This window comes from Mucilaginibacter endophyticus, from assembly GCF_003351025.1.
GTDB classification, from domain to species: domain Bacteria; phylum Bacteroidota; class Bacteroidia; order Sphingobacteriales; family Sphingobacteriaceae; genus Mucilaginibacter; species Mucilaginibacter endophyticus.
This window is the reverse complement of the sequence record NZ_QPCG01000005.1, coordinates 1-25968: the sequence shown is the minus strand read 5'-3', so window position 1 is coordinate 25968 and position 25968 is coordinate 1. Positions and strand designations below refer to the sequence as shown.

The following is a 25968-nucleotide window of genomic DNA, read 5'->3' as shown; positions in this document are numbered from 1 at the left end:
AAAATGGAAAAAAGATTGAGCATGTGGGAAAAAGGACAGAACGCCCTTAAACCATTATTTGCCATGGGAGCTTATATCAAAAAATCATCACTTGAAGCAGCGCTTCTTGAATTGGTAAATTTCAGGGTATCACAAATTAATAAATGCGCTTACTGCCTTGATATGCATTATAAAGATGCACGTGCAAAGGGCGAAACCGAACAACGCTTATATGGATTAAGCGCCTGGGAAGAGTCGCCATACTATACAGACCGTGAAAGGGCGGCTTTTGCCTGGGCGGAGGCCGTTACCGCCTGCCATGTAAGTGATACCGTATACGCTACCGCTAAAGCACAGTTTAGCGATGAAGAGTTGGTTGACCTTACCATGGCCGTTACAACCATTAACACCTGGAACCGCATCAACCTGTCGTTCCCAAATACTCCGGGTACTTACCAGGTTGGTCAGTATGCATAAACAACCTATATTAACAAATTAAAACATAGCCTTATGAATGAGTTTTTGTTAGTGATCCACAGGGATTTGAAAAGTAAGGATGCCAGCCCTTCTCCAGAGCAAATGCAGGCGGCAATTAAACCCTTCCAGGATTGGATAGGCGGCATCGCGGCCCAAAATAAACTGGTTGCTCCACCCAAACGCTGGGATGGCGATGGCAGGGTGATCAAACAAAATACAGTGATCAATGGTCCTTATGCCGAAATTAAGGAATCTATAGGCGGCCTGTTAATGATCAGGGCCGAAAATTATGACGATGCTGTTGAGATTGCCAAAGGTTGCCCGGTATTACAATGGGGAGCTACCGTTGAGGTACGAATGGCTGTGCCTACTGTATAAACCAAGAATGCCTTTGTACTTTTGCAAAGGCATTTTTATTTACCTATGCAACCTAAAGAGCTTTTACCTCACCTGTTCCGTACCGAGTATCGTAAAATAGTGGCAGTACTTTGCCGGCTTTTCGGTATCGAACATATTGAAATTGCCGAGGATATTGTAAGTGATACTTTTCTGTCGGCCACCGAAAACTGGAGCCTGAAAGGTTTACCTGATAACCCTACGGCCTGGCTTTACACGGTTGCAAAAAATAAAACCAAAAACTATCTGAAACGGGACACCATTTTTAAGCAAAAGCTTTCGCCCGAAATAAAATATACTACCGATAGTACCGGCGAAATAGAGATAGACCTATCCACCAAAAACATTGCCGATAGCCAGCTGGCCATGATGTTTACGGTTTGTAACCCAGCGATCTCCGCCGAATCACAGGTGGCACTTGCCCTTAATTTGCTTTGCGGTTTTGGGATCCAGGAAATTACCGATGCCTTTTTAGCAAACAAAGAGGTTATTTACAAACGGATAAACCGCGCTAAAGATAAACTGAAGGAAGCCGGTATCCAAATCAAACAGCCAACCTTGAACGAGATAGGCAACCGGCTGGAAACCGTTTTGACAACCATCTACCTGTTATTTTCGGAAGGATATTATTCTATCTCTCAAAATATCACGCTCCGTCATGACCTTTGTGCCGAAGCTATGCGGCTCAATTATCAGCTTATCGAAAACCCGGCTACCAATACCCCGGCAGTGAACGCCCTGTTTGCCTTGATGTGTTTCCATGCCTCACGCTTTGAGGCCCGCACTAATGACAATGGCACCATGATCCTGTATGAGGATCAGGACGAATCGCTTTGGGACAGGAATTTGATTAATAAAGGTATCTACCATCTAAACCAGGCATCAACCGGAACAGTTATCACCAAATATCATCTTGAAGCGGGCATCGCCTATTGGCATACCATTAAGGAAGATACGCCCGAAAAATGGGAAAATATTTTGCAGCTATATAACAACCTGCTTATTATGGAATATTCGCCTATAGCCGCCTTAAACCGCACCTTCGCCCTTGCCAAAACCAACGGCAAGCCCGCCGCGATAGCCGAGGCAGAAAAGTTAAACCTCAACAATAACCATTTTTATTACTCGCTATTGGGTAATTTGTATACTGATGTGGATAATCAAAAAGCATTACAACATTACCAAACGGCCATGAAGCTGGCCACATCTGCAAATGACAAGGCTACAATGAACAGGAACATTGAGCAGATCAAGCAATACCTAAATCATTAATGACATTAGAATAATTTGCTGAGCGAAAGAATAAGAAATGAGATCAGGTTTGATTGTAATAAGGATAGGCAGAAGCACCATGGATAATATTATCTGTATTTAATACTGCTTTGAGTCAGCATTTTCATTTTCTTTTAATGACGTATTTGATATCAACACAAGCCAGATAATATTGGTAATGACATAACTTACAATTGCCATCAACAAGCTAAGATTAAATCGTTGCTGATAAGGGACCTCCCGACCTTCAAAAATGATTGCATCGTTAAGCGGAGCTGCAAGTTGCTTGTTGACAGCGGCAAGATATGCTTGATATGATCCGTTGTTATACATCCGTTCCATATAATTAAACACAGGTTGCTCTTTTCCTTTGAAACGGCGGGTAGCATCGTTAATAAAATCTTGTATTTGCCGGTTATTGTAACCGTCTTCTTTTCCTGCACTTACAACTTCTTCGTATTCTTGTCCAAACCAACAAACCGGCCTATTTAAGCTATTTAAAACAGTATCGTACTCTGCTTTAGTTGAGCCGTCGTAAATGGGGCAAACAAAATATACGTTAATATTAAGATTTGAAGCTCTTTGTTTAGTCCGCTCGTTGGTTGTTATAAAGGTGTTACATTGAAAAGAACTATGCTGCCTGTCTATATAAACATTTGATAATTTATAGTATTTGGCAAGCGGCTTATCAGTAACCCTGTTTATATGATTTGAAACTTTAAGTTTTCCGGCGGCTGCACCAATATAATATTGAGCAAATATTGTTGGTATGAGCAAGCAAGCCAAAATAACCATATAGTAAGGAATTAATGGATATCCCTCTTGCGCTTCGGGCTTAAGTAAATGTATCCCGGGCAAGCGCCATATAAGTAGCACAGGCAGCCAGCATAAAATAGCCGGAATAGCTATCGCTGATATTCTTTCGGTAGGTTCAAAAGCTTCAAACCGGGCTATTACCAGCCAATGTAAAAGAGTATATCCAATTATAAAGCCAGTGAAGATCAGTAAATGGGGTAAAAAAATACGTCTAAACTTGATTTTTAAATCAGGCATGGATAATAAGGCTTAGCGAACCGGAACAAATATATTAAAGCTTTCATATTCAAACGAAAGATACCATCAACTGATATTCACACTTGCACTGCTTAACAAAAAGCCAAACGGGTAAGGAGGTAGCAATTAGAGTTTTGAGTTGTTGTACATTACCTGTTAACATGTTACAGGCCATTAGTTTGATTGAAAATTCCTCCCTAAAAAAATTTGGATAATAAAACTTAAATCACTTATCTTCGTTAAATACCAAAAAAGCAAGACTATGTAAGCTGCGGACTTATATAGTCTTGTTTGCTTTTATAAGCGTTGCGTCCTTTCTTAAAATAGGGAAGGGCGGTTTTTTTTGGATGACCAACAGAATGAATATTAATTAATTTTTGCGTTATGGCAGAGGTATCATACTATACTAAAGACGGTATAGAGAAATTAAAAGAAGAACTACAAAGATTAAAAACAACCGGCCGTGCCGATATATCAAAAGCTATTGCTGAGGCACGCGACAAAGGTGACCTTTCGGAAAATGCCGAGTACGACGCGGCAAAAGAAGCACAGGGCTTGCACGAGGCTAAAATTGCGCAAATGCAGGAAACATTAGCAAATGCCCGCCTGCTTGATGAATCAAAAATAGATACTTCAAAAGTACTGGCTTTATCCGTTGTGAAGATTAAAAACCTGAAAAACGGTGCAACCATGAGCTATCAACTGGTATCAGAGAGCGAAGCCGATCTGAAAACCGGTAAAATTTCAGTAGCATCACCAATAGCAAAAGGCCTGCTTGGCAAAAAGGTTGGTGAAAGAACCGAAATTACCGTACCTGCAGGTAAAATCGAATTCGAAATTCTGGAGATAAGCAGGTAGTAATTTAGGTGAGTGGTTGATTAGGAGAATAGTTTTATTCCATTTTCATAATCAGCCACTTACTTTACAACATCCAACGAAACTACTCACCCAATCAACATAATCAACCATTCACCATCCATGACCATCTTTTCAAAAATAGTTGCGGGCGAGATTCCCGCTTACAAAGTAGCCGAGAACGATGAGTTTTTGGCTTTTCTGGATATTTTTCCGCTTACGGAAGGTCACCTGCTGGTGATCCCTAAAAAAGAGGTCGATTACCTTTTTGATCTGGACGATGAAACTTATACCGGCTTACAGCTATTTGCAAAGAAGGTAGCTATCGGCTTAAAAGAGGCCGTTCCTTGTCCGCGGGTTGGTATAGCGGTTATGGGTTTGGATGTACCACATGCGCATATCCATCTTATACCGATGAATGATATGAGCAGTATCAATTTTTCGCTCCCTAAACAAAAATTTACACCGGAGCAATTTAATGCCACCGCCGAGCGGATCAGGCAGGCAATTGGATAATAATTGAAAGCGTTTTAATAAAAAGCCGCGTCATTTATATTATGATGCGGCTTTTTCGTTGACGATAGTGGTGGAAAACCCCATCACCTGGTGAGTGGGTAGCTCCTTTGGAGCAAAAAAGATTGGGGGCATTCTTTTTCTACAAACAGGTAGCCTCTACGAGGCAATCTGTCGCTTTAATAAATCCCCCTCACTCTACGAGGCGGTTTGTTGCTTTAAACACGCCTCTTTCTATCTCTTATTACTTGATTCCAGTAAATTCTTAATAACGAAACAGGTTAGGCGAACAATCATCATAAATTATATCAAATTAAAAATGCCCTATTTGGGGCTACTTGTTTGTAGAAAAACACCAAAATAAATCCTTTGCCTTGTAGAGGCTACACAACGAAAGAGAAGGAATCAATCTATCTCTTATTACTTGATTTCAGTAAATTCTTAATGACGAAACAGGTCGGGCGAAACAATCAGCATAAATTGTATTGCGTTAAAAATGCCCCATTAGGGGCTACCTATTTGTAGAAAGACATGAAACAAAATCCTTTTGCCTCGTAGAGGCTACCCAAAACCGGGGAAAAGCAAATCTAATCTAACAGGTCTTTAAAAACATATCGCTCATCATATTCTACTGAATAATCTTTTAAAATATCCAGATACTCCTCTTTGAACGATCTTTTCAGATGATGCTGTTTTTGATTTAAGATATACTTTACCACAGCATCAATTTGCGAATTACTGTTGCTGAAAGCACCATATCCTTCCTGCCATTGAAATTTGCGTGGGGTATATCTTTCCTTGTTTATAAATTCAGAACTATCTCCTTTTACAAGGCGTATCAATTCAGAAACGGATTGATTAGGATTTAATCCTACAAAAAGATGAAGGTGATCTGATACGGAATTTACAGCGATGAGCTTGTGGCCATTGTTTTGAACAATCCCTGTTATATAACGATGAAGATTGGCTTCCCATTCCTGATTTATAACAGCCTGGCGGTATTTTACCGCAAAAACAAAATGAATATATAACTGAGTATAGGTATTAGGCATATCCAAATATAATAGCTGGATATGCCTTTAACAACCGCACTATTAAAACTCAACGTGCGCCCTTAACGACAGCACATTTACAGGGCCTCTGTCTCTATTATATGCCGGGTTCAGCAAAAACTGGTAACCTGGAGTAATCCAGAATTTCTTTTGATAAGCGTTTATCTTATAATCGAGCTCTGCAATAAACTCGGTGCCGTAGTTTAGCTTACCATCGCCAATAATGAAACCATAGCCTCCGGCGGCAAGATAGTCACGATGAGCATTTGAGATACCATTAGCCACAAAGGCCAGGCCCAATTCATCATCACCACGGCTCCAGGAGGTACCTTTAAGTACGCCGCCAAAACTTAGCGAGCGGTCAATTTCGGTGAAATACCAGGTTTCGGTTTTGCCGTTATTGTAGCTTACTTTGGCAAATACGCCAAAATCTTTTGTTAAATATTGGTCGGCACTGATACCGAAACCATATTTGTGCCTGCCCCAGGCTTGCGTAGTATCAACATTAGGAGCACTTGGACTAAGGGCGATGGCCTGACGATAATCACCCATTTTTCCGTTATTCCGGAAACCGAGGATTCTAAAAGTGCCTTTTTGTCCGTTAAGCGTATAGCGTTTTTCGTATTCTAATGTCTGGGTGTTGGCTTTACCTATTTTCTGATCCCAAATGGCACCATTAGCTGTGGTGGTAGACATGGTGAAAGCGAAGCGCAAGGTCCAGTTTGGTTGCCCTAATTCGGTATGTACACCTAAAACATAACCACGGGTATTGGCCGGATAATCCCACGCGCCGTTATCCATCAAACTCCAGTTCATAAACTGCGTACGCGGATCATGGCTAAATTCATTGCCGTCATAAAAATCGGCCATGCCAAATTTACCTACGGTAACCGAAAAATAGCGTTTGCTTTTTAAACCTGCCAACTGGTTTGCATCATCGCTGATGGTATCTTTTTCCTTTCCCCATTCAAAATTTTGGGTAAAATATAAACGGGCTATATAGATCTTGGGCTCAGCACCACCTACCCGAAAAGTTTCGCCATTAGGAAAACCGGCAGCCCCCAAGGTTTTGCTCAGGCCCGAACCACCCGACAGTTCAGGGTTAAAATAAGCCTCAGCACCTTTCCAAAGCCTTGCACCACCAAAAAGTGTGGTGGTAATGGAGCTTTGAGTTTCTTCGCCTGTAAGCAAGCTGTTATCGCCGGTATAATCGGCATGAAACGATGGCTTGTACTGAGTAATTACAGTTTGCTGGAAGTGAAAATTAAAGCGCTGACGTTTAACGGTATCCTGGCCAAAAGCAAGGCCCACCATTAAAACCGGAATTATAGTAAGTATAAGTTTCTTCATGGGTATCAAAATTTGGCGCAAAAGTAAGCTTTCGCGTTAACTATGAACCACATTCTGCAAAAAACTGTTTCAAATAATCTTCCATAAAGGCGTGCCTTTGCGCGGCAATCGCTTTCCCGGTGGGGGTATTCATCTTATCCTTAAGCAAAAGTAGCTTTTCGTAAAAATGATTTATGGTAGGCGCAGTGGTATTTTTGTATTCTTCTTTGGTCATGTTAAGGTTGGGTTCAATTTCCGGGTTATACAATTCCCGTCCTTTAAAGCCACCGTAGGTAAAGGCGCGGGCAATACCAATAGCGCCAATGGCGTCAAGCCTGTCGGCATCCTGCACAACCTCCAGCTCGGGCGAATGGAAGGATTTTTTATCAAAGCTTGCTTTAAACGACATATGCCTGATGATCTGCTGCACATGCTCAATAACACCAGCATCAACATTCATGCTTTGCAGGTAATTACCGGCAGTACGCGGACCAATCTCTTCATCGCCGTTATGAAACTTGCTATCGGCAATATCATGCAATAATGCAGCAAGTTCAATTACAAGCTGATCAGTTTTTTCTGTCTGGTTGATGAGTTTTGCGTTTGTCCAAACGCGATGAATGTGCCACCAGTCGTGGCCGCCTTCGGCATTTTTGAGGGTATCGCGTACAAAATCAACAGTTGCGGCAATCAGTTTATCGTGTTCCATCTTTTGCAAAGATACTAAGCAAAAGATGGAACAGCAGGATTGTTTATAAAACCTTAGGCTGCAGCTGTTTTTTCTGTATTTATAAGTCCTGCAACCTCAACTTCTAAAATTGAAGCTATTTGGAACAGCCTTTCAACGGTTATTTTTGTATAACCTAATTCTATTTTACTGTAGGCATTTTGCGATATACCTAACTTGGCCGCAAGGTATTCCTGGGTATAATTTAGTCCTTCCCTGGTATGCCTGATGTTAGCGGCTATGGCCTTGATCTTAAAATTTAGCATATCTTTCATCCAAATATTTTTTAGTTCAACTATAACTAACGAGAATAATTGAAGTCCGGATTTTAGATTTTGTAAAAAAATGTCAATTCCCCCGCCGACTGGTAAGAGATTTTTTTAGGTCTTAATTAAAAATTAAACATCTTTATGACATTCAACTATAGAAACGAAATAAAACGCACTTTGGTTTTAATTAAAACTATATTTTTTTATAAATGTTTTTTTTTATAAAAAAAAGCGACGACCCCATGGGCACGTCGCTTCAAAATATTTTCAGCCTCCAAACTACTCGCTTAAATCGTAGCTAACCGTTACTGAAGGTAATAAGGTAGCTGCTTCCAGCGGAACCTGGTTATAAGATATGATAGGCCTGCGTTTGCTGTAGTAATCAAATGCCGCTTTAATGGTTGCGTTGCTGGCATTAGCAGGAGCGTTAAAGCTGATAGAAAACGGCAAAATAAAATCATGAAGTTTTTCATGATCAGGAATGATCCATTTGTGGTTTGATTTCTTCAACGCCTCAATGATGGGCACTACCAGTATAGCATCATCGGCATAGTAAACGATGATCTTTTTGATAGTGCCTTTATCATCAGCAGTAAATTTAAACACAGCCGTGCCGGTAGCTTTCTTTTTAATGATCTCGGGTGATACCACAAGACTATCTTTAAAAAAGCGCGACATGATAGGGCTACCGCCCTGAAATGGGAATGCTAATTGTGTTTGTGCCTTAACTAATACTGATGATAAAACAAGTGTTATAAATAACAGGATCTTTTTCATTTAATTTTCTTCTTTTGGTTCGCGTTTGCTGCCCAGGTACAACTCGTACTCAAACAGGCGGCAATCAAGCTTACCATTATAAAATTCAATTTTGCGGGCCGCCTTTAAGCCTATCTTTTTAGCCAGATCAGGATTGCCCGTAAAAACATAACCATCATACCCAAGGCATTTCTTTTTCATGAAATCGCCCATACGCTTATAGGTGATCTCCAGTTTTGTGTGCACACCCAAACGCTCGCCGTATTCAGGGTTAAACATCACTACGCCTGGTTGCTCAGGCACCTCGGTATCTTCAAAGTCACAAACGGCAAAATCAATTAAATGTTCTACACCTGCGGTCCGGGCGTTTTTGCGGGCTATATCAACCGCGTCTTCCGAAATATCGGAGGCAATGATCTTAAAGCCGGTTTCCTTTTTTGCTTTATCTTTTAAAGTACGGCGTTCCGCAAAAAACACGGTTTCGTCATAACCTAAAATGTGCATAAAGGCATAGTTCATCCTGAACAAACCTGGTGATTTATCTGTAGCCAGCAATGCGGCCTCAATGGCCAGCGTACCCGAACCACACATTGGGTTAATGAAAGTGCTTTTCATATCCCATTTTGTCGCCATGATGGTTGATGCAGCCAAAGCCTCCAGCATAGGTGCCTTACCCGGTATTTTACGGTAGCTGTGCTTGGCCAGTGTTTCGCCGGATGTATCCAGGAAAATTTCGGCACGATCATCCTGCCAGTACAGGTGTACCACGGCTTTATTAACCTCCGGTCCCGAATCTGGCCTGATACCTTTTACAGACTTAATCCTGTCAACAATGGCATCCTTTACCTTAACGTTAGCAAACAATGGGGTAAGGATGTGCTCGTTATTTACGTTTGATGATACCGAAAAATAGCCGGTAAAATCAATGAGCTTTTCCCATTCAATGGTTACCAGCTCCTCATACAGCTCTTTCGGGTCGCGGGCGGCAAAGGTTTTTAACGAATACAGCACCTGACTTGCGCAGCGCAGGTTCAGATTAAGCGGAATAGTATCTGTAACGGTTCCTTTTAGTTCGACCCCGGTGGGGAAAACGCGGACCGGCTCATAGCCTAAAGCTTCAACCTCCCTTTGCAGGTAAGGCGAAAGCCTTTTGTTACATGTAATTATGATTTTACTTTCGGTGTGGAAAACTTGCATATTAATTCGGCAAAATTAAGAATTAAAAAGCCCCTATTTTAATTTCTTAACTATTAACTTTACATTTTTAAATTATTTGAAGACTAATTATGGAAGTTAAAGGTAAGGTACATGAAGTGTCGGCCACTCAGCAAGTAACCGATTCACTTAAAAAACGCGAACTTATACTTGAATATATTGAGAATCCTCAATACCCTGAATATTTAAAGTTTGAGGCTATCCAGGATCGTTGCAATTTACTTGATAACGTTAAGATTGGAGATGACGTAGAGGTTTCTTTTAACCTTAAAGGTCGCCCGTGGACAGATAAAATGGGTAAAAAAAGCTATTTTAATTCATTGCAATTATGGAGGGTTACTCCGCTTGCAGCAGCTAACAACGCGTCTGCTGCTCCGCAATACGCTGCTCCTTCAGCAGATATCAGCTCATCAGCAGATGATGACGATCTGCCATTCTAATAAAGCAATACAGATATTTCAAAAGGCCCTTATCAAGGGCCTTTTGTTGTTTATGAACATTTTGTTAATAAATCTCGTTTTAAAGCATACCTAAAGCTATTGAAATAATAAAATATTAAGCAACAGAGTTTTAAACTTAAATCGCATTTGTTAAATTTTGTTAAATGCAATTTTTGTGTACCTATTTCAGATAATTTTGCTTGTTAATAAATGAAAAAGAGGAGCATAGGATTAATTATTGGGTTGATGGGGTTCGCGCTTTTGGGCGTGATGGCTATGCAATTTTATTTTCTGAGGCAGGCATATCAAATGCAATCCGACTCGTTTGACCGCCAGGTGCGCGAAGCCATGAATAACGTGGTTGATAAAGTGACCCGCCAGGATGCCAACAACTTTCTGAAAACTAAAACACAGCAAACTACCATCAGTACCGAAAACGAGGAACCTGGTGTTAATACCATAAAAGTTATAGGCGATAAGGCAACAAGAAAGCACTCAACCGCCCGCGAAAAACGGATTGCATTGCTGCGCGATAGTTTACAGCGCATGATCCAGCGTAAAAAAATGGATGATGAGCTTAACGGCCTACTCCAAACAGAAGGCACAGTTGATTTTAAAGTGCATGTTGAAGAATATACCGACGAATTTGGCGTAGTGCATGAGCAGTTAACCCCCGAAATTGTACATACCCGTATAACCCGCCGCATAACCCAGGCCAAAAAGCTTCATAAATACGATACGCTGAGGTATGTTTATGTAGATCCTCAGTTTGGCAAGCAAATGATTTCAGTGCCGCGTATAAACCCTTTATGGGTACAGGAGCAAACCCGTAAACAAAAGGAACGGCAGTTTCAGCAGATCAAAAAACTGGTTGAAAGTGATTCGGTTGAAAAAGCCAACGATGCAGGGGCTAAACCCACAGTTATCGAAAACCTGGCCGAGGAATACCGCAAATCGGGCGAGCCGCTGAATAAACGGATCAATCCTTTCTGGATAGATTCCTTGTTGCGCTTTGAGCTGCACAACAAAGGCATTTATCTACCTTTTAGCTATGAGGTTACAACTGCCAACAGCGATTCATTGATATTCTCGAACGCCAGCGATAACCAGGGCGAAAAACTGCCGGTATTTGTTGCGGCCAATACCTATCAAACCCCTATTTTCACCAAAGAGGTGATCAATGATCCGGGAAAGATCAGGCTTTCGTTCCCGCAAAAAAACTCATTGATATTGCGCAACATGACCGCTACAATGGCCACAACCGGCGGCCTTACCATGGTGCTCATCCTTTGCTTCGGTTATACCATATTTTCGATACTAAGGCAGAAAAAGATCTCAGAAATGAAGATCGATTTTATTAATAACATGACCCACGAATTTAAAACTCCGGTATCAACCATTATGATAGCCAGCGAGGCTTTAAGGGACAATGAAATTGCCGAAGATAAAAACCGGGTAGCCCGCTTAGCCAATATCATTTTTGAAGAGAACGCCCGCTTAGGCAGCCATATTGAAAGGGTATTAAATATAGCCCGCATTGAACGTAACGACTTCAAACTGGAGAAAAAACCGGTTGATGTTAACGAAATGGTCAGCGTTGTACTTGATAGCATGGCACTTAAGCTGCAGAAATGCAATGCTAAAACCACCCTGCACCTCGATGCCGAAAATGCATACATCATTGCCGACGAGCTGCATTTTTCAAATGTACTATATAACCTTGTTGATAACGCCATTAAGTACAGCAATGAAGAGCCCGATATAACCATAAGCACATTTGTTAAAAGCGGACAGGTTGTTATCAAGGTAGCCGACAAGGGTATAGGTATGAGCCGCGATCAGCAATCAAAAATATTTGAACAGTTTTATCGCATCCCTACCGGTAATGTGCACAACGTTAAGGGCTTTGGTTTGGGCTTAAGCTACGTAAATACTATAGTTAAGCGCCTAAACGGTACAATAAGCGTAAAATCAGAGAAAGAAAAAGGCTCGGAGTTTGAGCTGAAGTTTGCGATAGCGTAAGCGCAGTCGGAAAGTCGGCTTGTCCGAAAGTCCGTAAGATAAACTCAGACTCTTGCTCAACATACACAACGAACTTACGGACTTTCCGACATCGGATTTCCGGACTAAAACGAACAATCTTCCGGACTTTCGGGCATCCCGACTTTCGGACTTGAAAATATATGAAGAAAATACTACTGGTTGAGGATGATGCCAATTTGGGCTTGTTACTACAGGATTACCTGCAATTGAAAGGTAAGTTTGACGTGGTTTTATGCAAGGATGGCGAAGAGGGTTTACGGGCCTTCACCAAACAAACATATGACCTATTGATACTGGATGTGATGATGCCTAAAAAAGATGGTTTCACGCTTGGCAAGGATATTCGTAAAATCAATGCCCAAGTGCCTATCATTTTTGCCACGGCCAAAGGGATGATAGAGGATAAAACCCAGGCTTTTAATTTGGGTGGCGATGATTATATCACCAAGCCATTCCGTATTGAAGAGTTACTGCTGCGTATAAACGCTCTTTTAAAGCGTACCGATAATACCGGCAAAAAAGAAGAGGAAAAACAAACCTCATTCAAAATTGGGAAGTATACGTTTGATTATACCACCCAGATGATCACGATTGGCGAAGCCCAGCAAAAACTCTCAACCAAAGAGGCCGAATTGCTGCGCCTGCTATGTGTACATAAAAACGAGGTACTTACCCGCGAAGAAGCCCTGCTGAACATCTGGCACGATGATAATTATTTTAACGGCCGGAGCATGGACGTATTCCTGAGCAAGATCCGTAAATATCTGAAGGATGATTCAAACGTTGAGATTATTAACGTTCATGGCAGGGGATATAAGCTGCTGATCAATTAAAATTAGCAGCTACACTTTATCTGAAATGTCCTCACCAAAATGGATAATGTTCCCATTATTATCTAAAATGCTGAATTCTTTTGTTTTCCAGGGGCGGATCTGCAAATCGGCATTCGGATGTACTATATCCAACGGCTTATATTCAGCATAAAGCTTATCCACCTCTGTTACAAAAATGTAGCAGCCTGTATTTTGGGCTATCTCGGGGTTGCTGCATGGCCATAAATGGATAAACAGATTATCACGGTTCATGATGAGATAGCCGTCCCAGCTTGCATTAAATGTAAAACCAAGTTTTTCGGTGTAAAACTTAACTGTTTCTTCCTCGTTGAGTGAAGCCAGAACAGGGATTGCGGTCTTAAGCATAATTGACAATTTATGTACATAAATGTATAAGATCATTTACATTTTTCAATTCCCCAACCTTAATTTCTGTTAATTAAAGGCTGCAAAAATCACTTCCACTCACCTGGCTGCAATTTCTCTGAATATCTTATTTAAGTTCTTAATAAAGAATTATTTAAGAATGCGTGTCACATCTGTTTCACTGCAGCCGTAGTTTATATTTATAAACCTTTTCGTGTAACACGATTAATACACGTTGCCTTAACGTATTAGCAATTGGGTATTTGGTAATTAATTGAAAGTCATGTAAATTTCATTTTTATAAAAAGCCTAAATGATTAAAACTATACTCCCGGTCTTAATTATCACATTGAGCATATTTGCAAACGGCCGTGTTTGTGCGCAATCAGAAATTGACAGCACCGGCTTAAACCATGTAATAGCTAATTACAATACAGCCATTGATCAACAGTCACATCTGTATAACGGTCCCGAGTACGAATTTTATGATCCTTTAATCAAAGGCAACGCCTACGTTTTTGATGTTAAAACCTTTTCTACCGGCAATGTAAATTATAACGGCACATTGTATAACAACATCCCCATGATGTATGATATCAACAAGGATGTTATTGTGATACTGCTATATAATCATTTTACAAAAATCTCTTTATTAAGTACCCGAATCCCGGAATTTTGGCTGCTTAACCATCATTTTGTACGTATCAATTCCGACTCTACCGGGAGAGCCGCTCTCACTACCGGTTTCTATGATCAGTTGTATGCAGGTCAAAATACACAGGTTCTTGTAAGAAGGGAAAAAAGTATTCAAACCGCTACAGGTAGTAATACCGTCGAAACCTTTTTCCGTGAAACAAAAAACTATTACGTAAAAAAGGGGCCCAGCTACTTAAGCTTTAGTAGTAAAGGGGCATTATTAGACATCTTCAGAGATAAAAAGAAGGAACTGCGTCAATATATCAAAACAAACAATATCGACTTTCGCGAAAACTTCGAACAGGCAATAACCAATGTGGCCTCCTATTATGATCATTTAACTAATTAGTGTACTGCCCTCACCGCAAAGGCAGGGGCAACATTACATTTAAAATATACGGCAGAAAATAAAATAACCGGATGAAAAAAATTTACCTTCTAAGTTTCTGTTTTTTGATTTTAATTAAACTGAGCTATGCCCAGCAAGGCCAGGTAAAATCAATGAGTGTAAACTTTCAGCAAGCTACTATTGAGCAGTTTGTAACAGAACTGGAAGCAAAGTCAGGCTATCATTTTTTTTACGACCCAATGCAGTTTGACAGCCTGAAAGTAACCTTACAGGTAACTGACAAGCCTATTGAAACTATATTAAACCAGGCTTTTAAAAACACCGGATTCAACTTTGCCATTAAACAGCAACAGGTGTTTTTAACCAAAGGGCGCGAAATACAAACCGGCCTTGCAGTGGGCTATTTTGGCATTACAGCTGCCAATGCTACTACAGCCAACATAAGCGTGTCCCCTGCCAATGCCGATATAGATAAGGATAAAAAAATTCCCGAAGCAACCACCGAAAATAAGCTGTATGAAATAGGGATCAAAACCAATACCATTGAACAGGGCACTGCTACGCTATCGGGCTATATAAAGGAAGCTAAATCGGGCGAATCGGTAACCGGGGCCAGTATCTATGTTACCAATACTAAAACCGGTGTCGCTACAGACCAGTTTGGTTATTTCACCATCAAATTACCCAAAGGCCGGCAGGTGCTAAGCGTAAGGGGAATTGGTATGCGTGATACCCGCAGGCAAATCATCCTGTATTCGGATGGTAAAATTGTTATTGAAATGCAGGAGCAGGTTACCAGCCTGAAAGAGGTAAAAATATCTGCCGAAAAAGTAGCCAACGTTCGCAACGTACAATTGGGCGTAAACCGGCTTGACATTAAAAGCATTAAACAGGTGCCAACCGTATTTGGCGAGGCAGATATATTAAGAGTGGTACTTACCCTCCCTGGCGTTCAGTCGGTAGGTGAAGCTACAACAGGGTTTAACGTACGCGGCGGCTCTGCCGATCAAAACCTGATCCTGATGAATGATGCCACCATTTATAATCCATCACACTTCTTCGGCTTCTTTTCGTCATTTAACCCGGATATCGTTAAAGACATCGAGCTGTACAAAAGCAGTATCCCCGAAAGGTTTGGCGGCCGCCTTTCTTCTGTGTTAGATGTAACTAACCGCGAAGGAAATAAAAAGAAATTTACCGGATCGGCAGGTATTGGCTTAATCACCAGCAGGCTTAATGTTGAAGGGCCTATTATTAAGGACAAAACCTCGTTCTCCTTTGGCGGCCGCACCACCTATTCAGATTGGCTACTTAAACTACTCCCCGATGCTTATAAACATAGCTCGGCCTCCTTTTATGACCTCAACCTGGATATAAGCCATCAGATTGATGATAAAAATAACCTGTATTTAACCAGCTATTTGAGTAAGGATAAATTCAGGCTTAACAGCGATACAGCCTATAGCTACAGCAACAGGAACATCAACCTTAAATGGAAGCATAATTTTAATAATAAACTGTTTAGCGTTATCACGGCCGGGATAGACCGGTACCAATATGATATTTCAAGTGCCGACAACCCGGTGAATGCTTACAAGCTAAACTTCGATATTAACCAAACCAACTTTAAAACCGACTTTACTTATTATCTCAACCGCAAAAACACTGTCGACTTTGGTTTAAGTTCCATTTACTACAAACTCCATCCGGGTAACTTCCAGCCGCTTGGCACCCAATCATTGGTGGCGCCCGACGTTGTTGCCGCGCAACAGGCATTGGAAAGTGCTTTATATCTTGGCGATAAGTTTGACGTAACCGAGGACTTATCAATCAGCGGAGGTATCAGATACTCCATATATAATTACCTGGGGCCGCAAACGGTTTACAACTACGCGCCTAATCTACCTAAAACAAGCACCAACATCCTGGATAGTACCAATTACTCGAGTGGTAAGTTTATCAAAACTTATTCAGGTCCGGAGATCAGACTTTCGGCCAGGTATCAACTGGGCGACAACCTGTCTATAAAAGGCGGCTACAATACGCTCAGGCAGTATATTCACCTGTTATCAAATACAACAGCTATATCCCCTACCGATGTTTGGCAATTAAGCGATCCTAACATTAAACCTCAATATGGCGACCAGGTATCTCTCGGGCTTTATCGCAACCTGAAATCAAATACCATCGAAACCTCAGTTGAGGTGTATTACAAACGATTAAGGGATTATCTTGATTACAAGAGCGGGGCAAACCTGGTATTAAATCACCACATCGAAACAGATGTAATAGGTACGCAAGGCAAGGCGTATGGCATTGAGTTTTTAATAAAAAAGGCTACCGGTAAAGCCAACGGCTGGATTAGTTATACCTACTCGCGTACATTCCTGAGGCAAAATGATCCTAATGCAGGCGATCTGATCAATGGCGGAGCCTATTACCCTGCAAACTTTGATAAACCTCATGATTTTAATTTTATTGGCAACTACAGGTTTTCGCACAGGTTTAGCGTTTCGGTAAATGTTACCTATAGCACAGGGCGGCCTATCACACTGCCTATTGCCAAATACGAATACGGTGGATCCGAGCGTGTGTTTTATTCGGACAGGAACCAGTACCGCATCCCTGATTATTTCCGGTCGGACCTTTCAATGAACATTGAAGGCAACCATAAGGTACACCAGTTAACGCACAACTCGTTTACCATAGGTGTGTACAACTTAACGGGCCGGCAAAACGCATACTCAACATTCTTTACAGAACAGGGCGGAGCTATTAACGGATATAAACTATCCATATTTGCCAAACCAATTCCGTTTATTAACTACAATATCAGGTTTTAACTATAGTGATGATGACAGGGAGAAGATTTTTATTGTTGTTTTTGTTACCGGGCATCGTTTTTATCGCCTGCAAGAAGCCTTATAACCCTCAAGTTGTAAATGCCCCCAACAGTTATTTGGTTGTGGAGGGAGTGATCAATAACGGCAGCGATTCCACCATAGTGAGATTAAGCAAAACAGTCAATATTTCGGGCAATGCAAAAACAAGCGGGGTTGATAACTGCACGGTATCGGTTGAAGGCGAGGGCGGAGGTACGTATTCGCTTATCCCCCAGGGCAGCGGAATGTATGCTATAGTTGGGCTTAGCCTTAATGTATCAAAAAAATACAGGTTACATATCCTTACCAACGACAGTAAAGAATACGCCTCTGATTATGTTGAAGTAAAAAAGACCCCGCCGATTGATAGCATTGGATTTAATATTAAAAACAATACTATGCAGCTTTATGCCAACGCTCATGATGTTGCAAATAGCACGAGATACTATCGCTGGAGCTTTGAAGAAACCTGGAGATTTCACTCCAGATTCCAGTCCTCATATATAGTTGATCCTACAATCAAAGGAATTATTCCGCGGCCACCCAGCGAAGACAATTATTATTGTTTTGCCGGCGATAAGTCAAGCTCTATAGTTATAGGTTCATCAGCAAAATTATTGCAGGATGTAATATTTCAGCAGCCCATTACAACCATAGCATCCACTTCCGAAAAAATTGAAATGCGGTATACCATTTTACTTAAGCAATATGCCTTAACAAAAGATGCCTACCAATTTTGGGAAAACCTTAAGAAAAATACAGAACAATTAGGGAGTATATTTGATGCACAGCCTTCGCAGTTAACAGGTAATATCCATAATCTTAAAGACCCGGCGGAGCCCGTAATTGGTTATATAAGCGTAACTAATATTCAATCAAAAAGGGTGTTTATTGATAATACGGATGTTCCCCGTGAGTGGACAGCGGCCTATCCATATGATTGCGGGCCTCCGGATTCTGCCCTTTTTGTTAATCCAAAAACAAAGCAAAATGATGTAGTTAACTTTATAATTAACGGAGGCGCAATACCGGTTAGTGATATAACTCAGCAACGGAGTACGATAGGTTACACCTATTCAACAGTTGAATGTACCGATTGCAGGATCAGAGGGCGGGTACAAGCCCCCTCTTTTTGGATTGAGAAAAAATGAAGCTATTTAAAAGATATATTTTTTATATGGCGCTATTAACGTGGCTTGTATGGGGATGCAGAAAATCATATAATCCACCCATTGTAAACGCCCCTAACCATTACCTGGTGGTTGAAGGGATAATAAACACCGGAAATGATTCGACAATTATAAAGCTCAGCAAAACGGTAAATATATCGGGCAATGTAAATTCGATGATTATTGATAATGCCGTTGTTTCGGTTGAAGCCGAGGATGGCGCCAGTTATAATCTTCAATCTGCGGGCAATGGCAATTATATTTCAACAGGGTTAAATCTCAACACCTCAAAAAAATACCGGCTGCATATTAATATTGATAACAATACAGAATACGCGTCTGATTATGTAGCGGCAAAAGCCAACCCAGCAATTGACAGTATAGGCTTTAACATAAAGAACAATAAAGTAGATATCTATGTAAACACGCATGATGCCACTAACAGCACCCGGTATTACCGGTGGAGCTTTGATGAAACATGGCGGTTTCATTCCAAATACCTGTCGACCTATATTGTTGATAACAGTATTCACAAAATCGTATTCAGAACACCGGCGCAGCTTAACTATTATTGTTTTGCAGGTGACAGGTCAACTTCAATTGTTTTAGGCTCGTCCATAAAACTTTCGCAGGATGTTATATTCCAGGCACCTTTAACCACAATTGACGCCACATCCGAAAAAATTGAAAAACGGTATACCATTTTATTGAAGCAATACGCCTTAACCAAAGAGGCCTATCAGTTTTGGGAAAACCTCAAGAAAAACACTGAGCAATTAGGAAGCATATTTGACGCCCAGCCATCGCAGTTAACAGGCAATATCCATAATCTCAAAGATCCAAAAGAGCCTGTTATTGGCTATGTGAGCGTAACCAACATACAAGCCAAACGGGTATTTATTGACAATCTTGACTTGCCATGGGACTGGACAGCAAAATACCCTTACGATTGCGGACCTATCGATTCAAATTATTTTGTTGATCCGCACACGATGTCAAATACAGTTGACAACAACATTATTTTTGGAGGCGCAATACCGGTAGATCCTATTTTGGTGAACGGCAATCTCATTGGTTACACCTCGTCGACAGTGCCTTGTGTGGATTGTACCATCAGGGGAGTTGTTAAAGCGCCTTCTTTTTGGAAAGAGCGATAAATAAGATTTTATAATAATGCCATGAAAATAGATCAATTAGGTTTAGGCTATGAAAGAAACTAAAAAAGTTATAACTGCTCCCTTGCTTTTTGGCATGTTACTGTTATCATTAAACAGCCTTGCACAAACTGCAAATCAAATTACCGACAGTTTTAATAAGTACTGGCAAACTACAGTGCAGGAAAAAATATTTGTGCATACCGACAAGAGCGCATATATAACCGGCGAAATCTTATGGTTTAAGATCTACAATGTAGATGCTACCTACCACAAGCCATTGGGCCTAAGTAAAGTAGTGTATGTTGATGTATTGGATGATAAGCAAAATGCCATTATACAAACAAAAATAGAGATGAAAAACGGCCTCGGAAGCGGCTCTGTTTATGTTCCCATTTCGGCAAGCAATGGCAATTATAAGTTACGGGCATATACCAGCTGGATGAAAAATTTCAGCCCCGATTATTATTTTGAAAAGACGATCGCTATAGTTAATCCCTTAAAATCACCAGAAGTCCAGGCTAAGGCACAATCATCAGCCTATGACGTTCAATTTTTTCCCGAAGGCGGAAACCTTGTTGCAGGGATTAACAGTAAAGTAGCTTTTAAAGTTACAGCGCCAGATGGTACAGGACTAAGCGAATATCGGGGATTTGTTGTTGATCAGAAAAACGATACTGTAGCGAGGTTTCAACCATTGAAATTTGGTATCGGTAGCTTTTCATTTACACCGGCGGCGGGGAATGTTTATAAGGCCATTATCAAACCGGCCAATAGCGCCGCCGTTAACAAAGAGTTACCTGCCGTTAATAATCAAGGTTATGCTATGTCGGTAAAAGATGCCGGCAATGCGCAAATAGAAGTGATAATAAACGGGACAGGTGTGGATAGCCGTGAATTGTATCTGTTTGCACACACAGGAAAACTGATTGATGCAGCAATTACAGCGGCGTTTAATAACGGAACCGCCAGCTTCACGCTTGATAAAACTAAATTAGGCGACGGTGTATCGCACCTAACCATTTTTAATGGTGCCCGGCAACCTGTATGTGAGCGGCTTTATTTTAAGCGTCCTAAACAAAACCTCAGCATTGATGCTAACGCAGACCAGGCCCTATATAGTCATCGCAAAAAAGTTAGTGTAGCTATAGCTGCCAAAGACTTATCCGGGCAAATAAAGCCCGCTAATCTGTCAATATCCGTTTATAAGATCGATTCGTTACAAAACATGGATGCAGCAGGTGAGATCTTTAGTTACCTGTGGCTAAAGTCGGATTTACGCGGGCATATTGAATCGCCGGGTTATTATTTAAAAAATACAGACGCGGAAGCTGATGCCGCGCTGGATAATCTTATGCTTTCGCAAGGCTGGCGAAGGTTTCAATGGGATAATATGTTTGGCAATAAAACAGCGTTTAGCTTTTTGCCGGAATATGACGGACACCTGATAACCGGAAAAATAACCAATACCCAAGCCGGTGGTGCGGCCAAAGATATAGTTGCTTATTTAAGTGTACCCGGAAAAAGGGTTCAGCTTTATGCCGCAAGAAGCGATTCGGCAGGCCGGCTGACCTTCAACACGAGACAACTTTATGGTCCGGGTGAGATAGTAGCCCAAACCAATTCAGAACGGGATACCAGCTATCACATCGATATTTTAAGCCCTTTCTCTGAACTATATTCAAAATACCCCATGCCTAAATTGAACCTGACCAGGGGCATGCAAAAGGCCATTGAGGAGGCCAGTCTTGCCACACAGGTTCAAAACATTTATTTGGCTAACAAACTTAAGCGCTTTTATGAGCCCGGCGTTGATAGCTCCGGCTTTTATGCAACACCTTATAAAACCTATCTTTTAGATAACTACACCCGCTTTACTACCATGGAAGAGGTACTGCGGGAGTATGTAAGAGAGGTATGGGTTAACAGATCGCAGAAACGATATCATATTAAAGTACTCAATGGCACTGGTTTTTTAGATGGTGATCCGTTGGTAATGCTTGATGATGTTCCTGTTTTTAATATTGATAAGGTAATGGCTATTGATCCGCTAAAAGTGCGCAAGCTTGAGGACGTCCCTTTCCGGTATTATTGGGGACCATCAGTATACGAGGGGATCTTAAGCTTTACAACCTATAAAGGCGACCTTGGCGGCGTTGAAATAGACCCGCGGGCCGTAGTGCTGGATTATGAAGGATTACAGCTGCAGCGCGAATTTTATTCGCCCGTATATGATACCGAGCAGACGACAAAAAACAGGATGCCCGATTTCAGGAATCAGCTTTATTGGGCGCCTGATATCAACACACCAGCCCAGGGGAAACAGCAACTGTCATTTTATACATCCGATCAAACCGGGAAATACATAGGCGTTGTGCAGGGAATTACAGCACAAGGCGATGCCGCAAGCCAGTATTTTAGCTTTGATGTGAAATAGTTTTTTTAAAATTTTCAATAAAACACACCTTGCGATCCCTGATTTATCGGCTGGTTATCAATGAATTAAAGCACATTAAAAAAAGCGAACAAATCAAAAAAGTGCCTAATTTTTCAAATAACGCACTTTTTTGAAAAAACAATTTGCGTAAAATAAAATGGTTTGTATATTTGCACACCCAAACGGAGGAGTGGTAGTTCAGCTGGTTAGAATACATGCCTGTCACGCATGGGGTCGCGGGTTCGAGTCCCGTCCATTCCGCTAAAAGCCTTACTAAAAAGTAAGGCTTTTTTGTTTTTAAAGATTTTTTAGATTTCAATTTGTGTAAAATAAAAAGGTTTGTATATTTGCAACCCCAAACGGAGTGGTAGTTCAGCTGGTTAGAATACATGCCTGTCACGCATGGGGTCGCGGGTTCGAGTCCCGTCCATTCCGCTACATCAATATTAAAATTGAGCAAAACCCTTCAAATGATATCATTTGAAGGGTTTTTTGTTTTCGGAGCTCACCAAATTATTCATCTGGAATCATAATTCTGGTGAGTAATGCGGTGAGTCAATCAAAGCAGCTCAATGACTCACCGATTCTTTTGCAACTGTTTGATATGCAAGCGGTTCAGGATATGAACATCTTGCGCTCAAGTGATGAGAAAATTAATTTTGTTTCATTATTAATCCTCATTTCCATGAGAACAAACGTCAATCTGCTTTTCTATTTGAAAAAGCCAAAGAACTATCAATCGGGCCCAATGCCCGTTTATCTCCGGTTTACTGTTGACGGTAAACGATCAGAAGCCACTACCGGGAGAACCTGTGAGCCGTCCCGCTGGAATAATAAAGCCGGAAGACTTACAGGAACGAAAGAAGATGTCCGCGCTTTAAACAATTATCTCGATGGATTGCAATCCAAGGCCTTTGATTGCCACCGGATCATGACACTGCACGATGAATTAATTACTGCTGAAACCTTGAGGAATAAATTTATCGGTAAGGCAGATAAGGTAAGAACAATTATAGCGGTATTCGCAGATCATAATCAAAAAATGCAAAACCTGGTAGGGCTGGAATTTGAGAAAAGCACTTTGCAGCGTTATTCAACTTGCCTGATGCATATTAAAGATTTTATGCAATGGCAATTCAATGTATCGGATCTGGCTGTTACCAAGATTAGCTTTTCCTTTTTAAATGATTTTGAATACTATTTAAGAAGCATCCGCAAATGTGGTAACAACTCTGCGATCAAATACATTAAGAACTTCGGTAAGATCGTTCGAATCTGTCTTGGTAACGGATGGTTGACCGTCGATCCTTTTCTCAACTATAAACCGAAGACTTCAAAGGTTAACCGAATAGCACTGACTAAAGACGAACTGAATGCCCTCTCAGAAAAGGAGATGCCAATGGAGCGACTGAAACTGGTTAAGGATATTTTCCTGTTTAGCTGTTACACCGGCCTTGCCTACGTAGATGTAAGTAAGCTTAAACGTTCTGAAGTGTTGAGGGGAATTGACGGCGAAAGTTGGATTTACACAAACCGCAAAAAAACCGATACGCTCTCCCGGATCCCCTTGCTTCCTGCGGCCCTTGAAATCATGGAACGATACCAGGAAAACCCGCAATGTCAATGCGATGACCGGGTATTGCCGGTATTAAGCAATCAAAAGATGAATTCCTATCTCAAGGAAATAGCCGATCTGTCCGGAATCACTAAGGTACTTACTTTCCATATTGCCAGGCACACATTTGCTACTACCATCACGCTGAACAACGGCGTGCCGATAGAAAGTGTTGCAAAAATGATGGGGCATACCAGTATCAAAACCACGCAGATCTACGCTAAAGTAATGGATCATAAGATCAGCGAAGATATGAGTCTGCTGAAGCAAAAGTTAGCTGCAAGTTGATCTATGATCCAACACGGGGTAGTCTGCTATCCCGTGTTTCATTATCAAAATCAAAGCTCAAAGAATTTGAAGATGATGAGAATAACAAAGGGAAATTAAAACATGAAGAGATTAAATGTAATTATTTACTGCAATTTTTACAGTAGAAATATCACTGCCAGGAACGGAAAACTTTCTTAAATTACAATGTTAAAACCGGTCACAGATCATGTATCCATTCCTGCTAAAAAAATTAAACGCTATATACCTCAAACTCGGTAGCTACCTTCACCCTGAAGAAAACGTACAACCTGAAACCGCAACATTACCGTATCACTCTCTTTCACCGATCACCAATGCAGAGGCAACCCATTATACCAACGCGATCCGATGGGCGCTGGATAACCGAAAAAAAGAATCAATCTACAACATTGCCCTAACCGGTCCCTATGGTTCCGGTAAAAGCAGTATTTTACAGACGTTCAAGGCAACCAACACAAACCCCGATTACGTTTTCCTTGAGATCTCGTTGGCTACTTTCAAGGAAGAAATCGATATGGATGAGGACACTGAAGGATTCGACAACGATAAAGTAGGAGGCAACGAAGGAAATGCAAGGCTAAAAAAAGTCCGGAGTAATGAAGACATCCTTCGGCTGATAGAACTAAGTATCCTGCAACAGATCTTTTATCATGAGGAAGATGAACGAATCCCCGATTCTAGGTTCAAAAAGATCAGAAGCTTCAAGAAGAAAAGCTTGCGATTTATTACCATAGGGGTTATGCTAGCGCTTACATTTGGGCTGAACTTATTCTACCCAGAAAAAGTTCAGACACTTTTGATGATCGAATTCGATGGGGTTTTCGGTATGATGCTGCATTGGCTTTCCCTGTGCGTATTTCTGACGGCACTTTTCTTCGTTATTTACCGTTCCATACGACTTTTCTACGGTTTGAAGGTCAGTAAACTGAAATTCCAGGAAGCAGAGATTGAGATTGATAAAAATATAAGCAAGTCAATACTTAATAACCACCTGGACGAAATACTTTACTTCTTTGAAGTTACAGATTATTCAGTTGTACTAATCGAGGATTTGGACAGGTTCCGTCAGGCGGAAATATTTACTAAACTTCGGGAACTTAATCTGCTAATCAACAAATCAAAGAAGATAGATCAGGCCGTCGTTTTTATTTATGCGGTACGGGATGAGATATTCCGCGATAAAGATCGAACGAAATTTTTCGACTTCATCATCCCGGTCATCCCAGTGATTAATGGTTCGAACTCAAACGACAAGCTGATCAAGCTGGTAATAGATAACAACTATAACATCTCGAACGACCTTATAGACGATGTTTCATTGTTTATTGACGACATGCGGCTGCTTTACAATATCATCAATGAGTTTCATATTTACGGCTCATTGCTTGATTCGGCTTTGAATCAAGACAAGCTGCTCGCTATGATCGTTTACAAGAATATCTTTCCTGATGATTTCGTACTTCTGAATGACGGAAGCGGTAAGCTTTTTGACTTGATACGGAAAAGATCCGAATATGTGAGTAATCAGATAAGGGAGATTGATGACGAGATCAAAGAACTTAAGGATGAGATCAGGCAAATAGAGCGCAACCAGTTTAAGAACGGTGATGAGCTTCGCTGGTTATATGTCGCGAGATTTGTAAATAAAACAAACGGCTTTCAGTATTTTAATTTCAGTGGCTCACCCTCCACGATGGAGGATGCCGCAACCAGGGAGCGGTTCGACTATTTCAGGAGAGGAAATTTCAACTATCTCTGTAACCCTCCCTTAGTTCGGACTGG

23 protein-coding genes and 2 tRNA genes are annotated in these 25968 nt (G+C 41.1%); 17 read left to right on the top strand and 8 right to left on the bottom strand.

Annotation, left to right across the window (positions count from 1 at the left end):
- The first annotated feature begins 3 nt into the window (after positions 1 to 3).
- From DUL71_RS20185 to DUL71_RS20175, 3 genes are read left to right on the top strand one after another with little or no spacing between them, the layout of a single operon-like run.
- Positions 4 to 456 carry a carboxymuconolactone decarboxylase family protein gene (locus tag DUL71_RS20185; RefSeq protein ID WP_114939802.1) on the top strand — a complete coding sequence of 151 codons (453 nt, stop codon included), beginning with the start codon at positions 4 to 6 and terminating at the stop codon, positions 454 to 456.
- A gap of 33 nt (positions 457 to 489) precedes the next feature.
- Positions 490 to 834: a YciI family protein gene (locus DUL71_RS20180; protein WP_114939801.1), complete on the top strand. Its 345-nt coding sequence runs from the start codon at positions 490 to 492 to the stop codon at positions 832 to 834.
- 45 nt (positions 835 to 879) lie between these two features.
- On the top strand, positions 880 to 2124 hold the full coding sequence (locus tag DUL71_RS20175) for an RNA polymerase sigma factor (protein ID WP_114939800.1): 1245 nt from the start codon (positions 880 to 882) through the stop codon (positions 2122 to 2124).
- Between the two features lie 99 nt (positions 2125 to 2223).
- Here the strand turns inward: DUL71_RS20175 and DUL71_RS20170 are convergent, their stop codons facing one another.
- A complete protein-coding gene (locus DUL71_RS20170) occupies positions 2224 to 3177 on the bottom strand; it encodes a hypothetical protein (protein WP_114939799.1) in 954 nt (317 codons plus the stop codon).
- Positions 3178 to 3561: 384 nt separating this feature from the next.
- Between DUL71_RS20170 and greA the strand changes: the two genes are divergently transcribed.
- Both greA and DUL71_RS20160 read left to right on the top strand, forming a co-directional pair.
- Entirely contained in the window at positions 3562 to 4035 is a 474-nt protein-coding gene (greA, locus tag DUL71_RS20165) for a transcription elongation factor GreA (RefSeq protein ID WP_114939798.1), read from the top strand.
- A 120-nt stretch (positions 4036 to 4155) separates the two neighbouring features.
- Positions 4156 to 4548 (top strand): HIT family protein, encoded by a 393-nt coding sequence (locus DUL71_RS20160; protein WP_114939797.1) that lies wholly within the window; start codon positions 4156 to 4158, stop codon positions 4546 to 4548.
- A gap of 584 nt (positions 4549 to 5132) precedes the next feature.
- Here the strand turns inward: DUL71_RS20160 and tnpA are convergent.
- The 6 genes from tnpA to DUL71_RS20130 form a co-directional block, all read right to left on the bottom strand.
- Positions 5133 to 5597: an IS200/IS605 family transposase gene (gene tnpA / locus DUL71_RS20155; protein WP_114939796.1), complete on the bottom strand. Its 465-nt coding sequence runs from the start codon at positions 5595 to 5597 to the stop codon at positions 5133 to 5135.
- 42 nt (positions 5598 to 5639) lie between these two features.
- Complete coding sequence (locus DUL71_RS20150) at positions 5640 to 6947, bottom strand: carbohydrate porin (protein ID WP_114939795.1); 1308 nt, start codon at positions 6945 to 6947, stop codon at positions 5640 to 5642.
- A 40-nt stretch (positions 6948 to 6987) separates the two neighbouring features.
- Positions 6988 to 7635: an HD domain-containing protein gene (locus tag DUL71_RS20145; RefSeq protein WP_114939794.1), complete on the bottom strand. Its 648-nt coding sequence runs from the start codon at positions 7633 to 7635 to the stop codon at positions 6988 to 6990.
- Between the two features lie 53 nt (positions 7636 to 7688).
- Positions 7689 to 7928, bottom strand: a complete 240-nt coding sequence (locus DUL71_RS20140) for a helix-turn-helix domain-containing protein (RefSeq protein WP_112571546.1) — start codon at positions 7926 to 7928, stop codon at positions 7689 to 7691.
- Between the two features lie 273 nt (positions 7929 to 8201).
- Complete coding sequence (locus DUL71_RS20135) at positions 8202 to 8699, bottom strand: hypothetical protein (protein ID WP_114939793.1); 498 nt, start codon at positions 8697 to 8699, stop codon at positions 8202 to 8204.
- Complete coding sequence (locus DUL71_RS20130; protein WP_114939792.1) at positions 8700 to 9875, bottom strand: THUMP domain-containing class I SAM-dependent RNA methyltransferase; 1176 nt, start codon at positions 9873 to 9875, stop codon at positions 8700 to 8702. It abuts the gene before it with no gap.
- 89 nt (positions 9876 to 9964) lie between these two features.
- Here DUL71_RS20130 and DUL71_RS20125 point away from each other — a divergent pair, with 89 nt between their 5' ends.
- The 3 genes from DUL71_RS20125 (at position 9965) to DUL71_RS20115 (ending at position 13209) form a co-directional block, all read left to right on the top strand.
- The gene (locus DUL71_RS20125) at positions 9965 to 10333 is read left to right on the top strand and encodes a DUF3127 domain-containing protein (RefSeq protein WP_112570937.1); all 369 of its coding nucleotides are present in this window, start codon (positions 9965 to 9967) and stop codon (positions 10331 to 10333) included.
- Positions 10334 to 10543: 210 nt separating this feature from the next.
- The gene (locus DUL71_RS20120) at positions 10544 to 12355 is read left to right on the top strand and encodes a sensor histidine kinase (RefSeq protein ID WP_114939791.1); all 1812 of its coding nucleotides are present in this window, start codon (positions 10544 to 10546) and stop codon (positions 12353 to 12355) included.
- A 161-nt stretch (positions 12356 to 12516) separates the two neighbouring features.
- Positions 12517 to 13209, top strand: coding sequence for a response regulator transcription factor (locus tag DUL71_RS20115; RefSeq protein ID WP_114939790.1), 693 nt, complete (start codon positions 12517 to 12519; stop codon positions 13207 to 13209).
- A gap of 9 nt (positions 13210 to 13218) precedes the next feature.
- Here DUL71_RS20115 and DUL71_RS20110 read toward each other — a convergent pair whose 3' ends face one another.
- Entirely contained in the window at positions 13219 to 13575 is a 357-nt protein-coding gene (locus DUL71_RS20110) for a bleomycin resistance protein (protein WP_114939789.1), read from the bottom strand.
- 313 nt (positions 13576 to 13888) lie between these two features.
- Between DUL71_RS20110 and DUL71_RS20105 the strand changes: the two genes are divergently transcribed.
- The 9 genes from DUL71_RS20105 to DUL71_RS20065 all read left to right on the top strand — a co-directional run.
- Positions 13889 to 14620 (top strand): hypothetical protein, encoded by a 732-nt coding sequence (locus DUL71_RS20105; protein WP_114939788.1) that lies wholly within the window; start codon positions 13889 to 13891, stop codon positions 14618 to 14620.
- A gap of 71 nt (positions 14621 to 14691) precedes the next feature.
- The gene (locus tag DUL71_RS20100; RefSeq protein WP_114939787.1) at positions 14692 to 17463 is read left to right on the top strand and encodes a TonB-dependent receptor; all 2772 of its coding nucleotides are present in this window, start codon (positions 14692 to 14694) and stop codon (positions 17461 to 17463) included.
- A gap of 11 nt (positions 17464 to 17474) precedes the next feature.
- Positions 17475 to 18653 (top strand): DUF4249 domain-containing protein, encoded by a 1179-nt coding sequence (locus DUL71_RS20095; protein WP_161964477.1) that lies wholly within the window; start codon positions 17475 to 17477, stop codon positions 18651 to 18653.
- Positions 18654 to 18679: 26 nt separating this feature from the next.
- Positions 18680 to 19828 (top strand): DUF4249 domain-containing protein, encoded by a 1149-nt coding sequence (locus DUL71_RS20090; protein WP_161964476.1) that lies wholly within the window; start codon positions 18680 to 18682, stop codon positions 19826 to 19828.
- Between the two features lie 49 nt (positions 19829 to 19877).
- Positions 19878 to 22262 carry a hypothetical protein gene (locus DUL71_RS20085; protein ID WP_114939784.1) on the top strand — a complete coding sequence of 795 codons (2385 nt, stop codon included), beginning with the start codon at positions 19878 to 19880 and terminating at the stop codon, positions 22260 to 22262.
- 187 nt (positions 22263 to 22449) lie between these two features.
- Positions 22450 to 22523 (top strand) — tRNA-Asp (locus DUL71_RS20080).
- 100 nt (positions 22524 to 22623) lie between these two features.
- Positions 22624 to 22697, top strand: a tRNA-Asp gene (locus tag DUL71_RS20075).
- A gap of 250 nt (positions 22698 to 22947) precedes the next feature.
- Complete coding sequence (locus tag DUL71_RS20070; protein WP_114940201.1) at positions 22948 to 24165, top strand: site-specific integrase; 1218 nt, start codon at positions 22948 to 22950, stop codon at positions 24163 to 24165.
- 208 nt (positions 24166 to 24373) lie between these two features.
- A partial coding sequence (locus tag DUL71_RS20065) for a YobI family P-loop NTPase (RefSeq protein ID WP_208645614.1) occupies positions 24374 to 25968 on the top strand: 1595 nt, incomplete at its 3' end.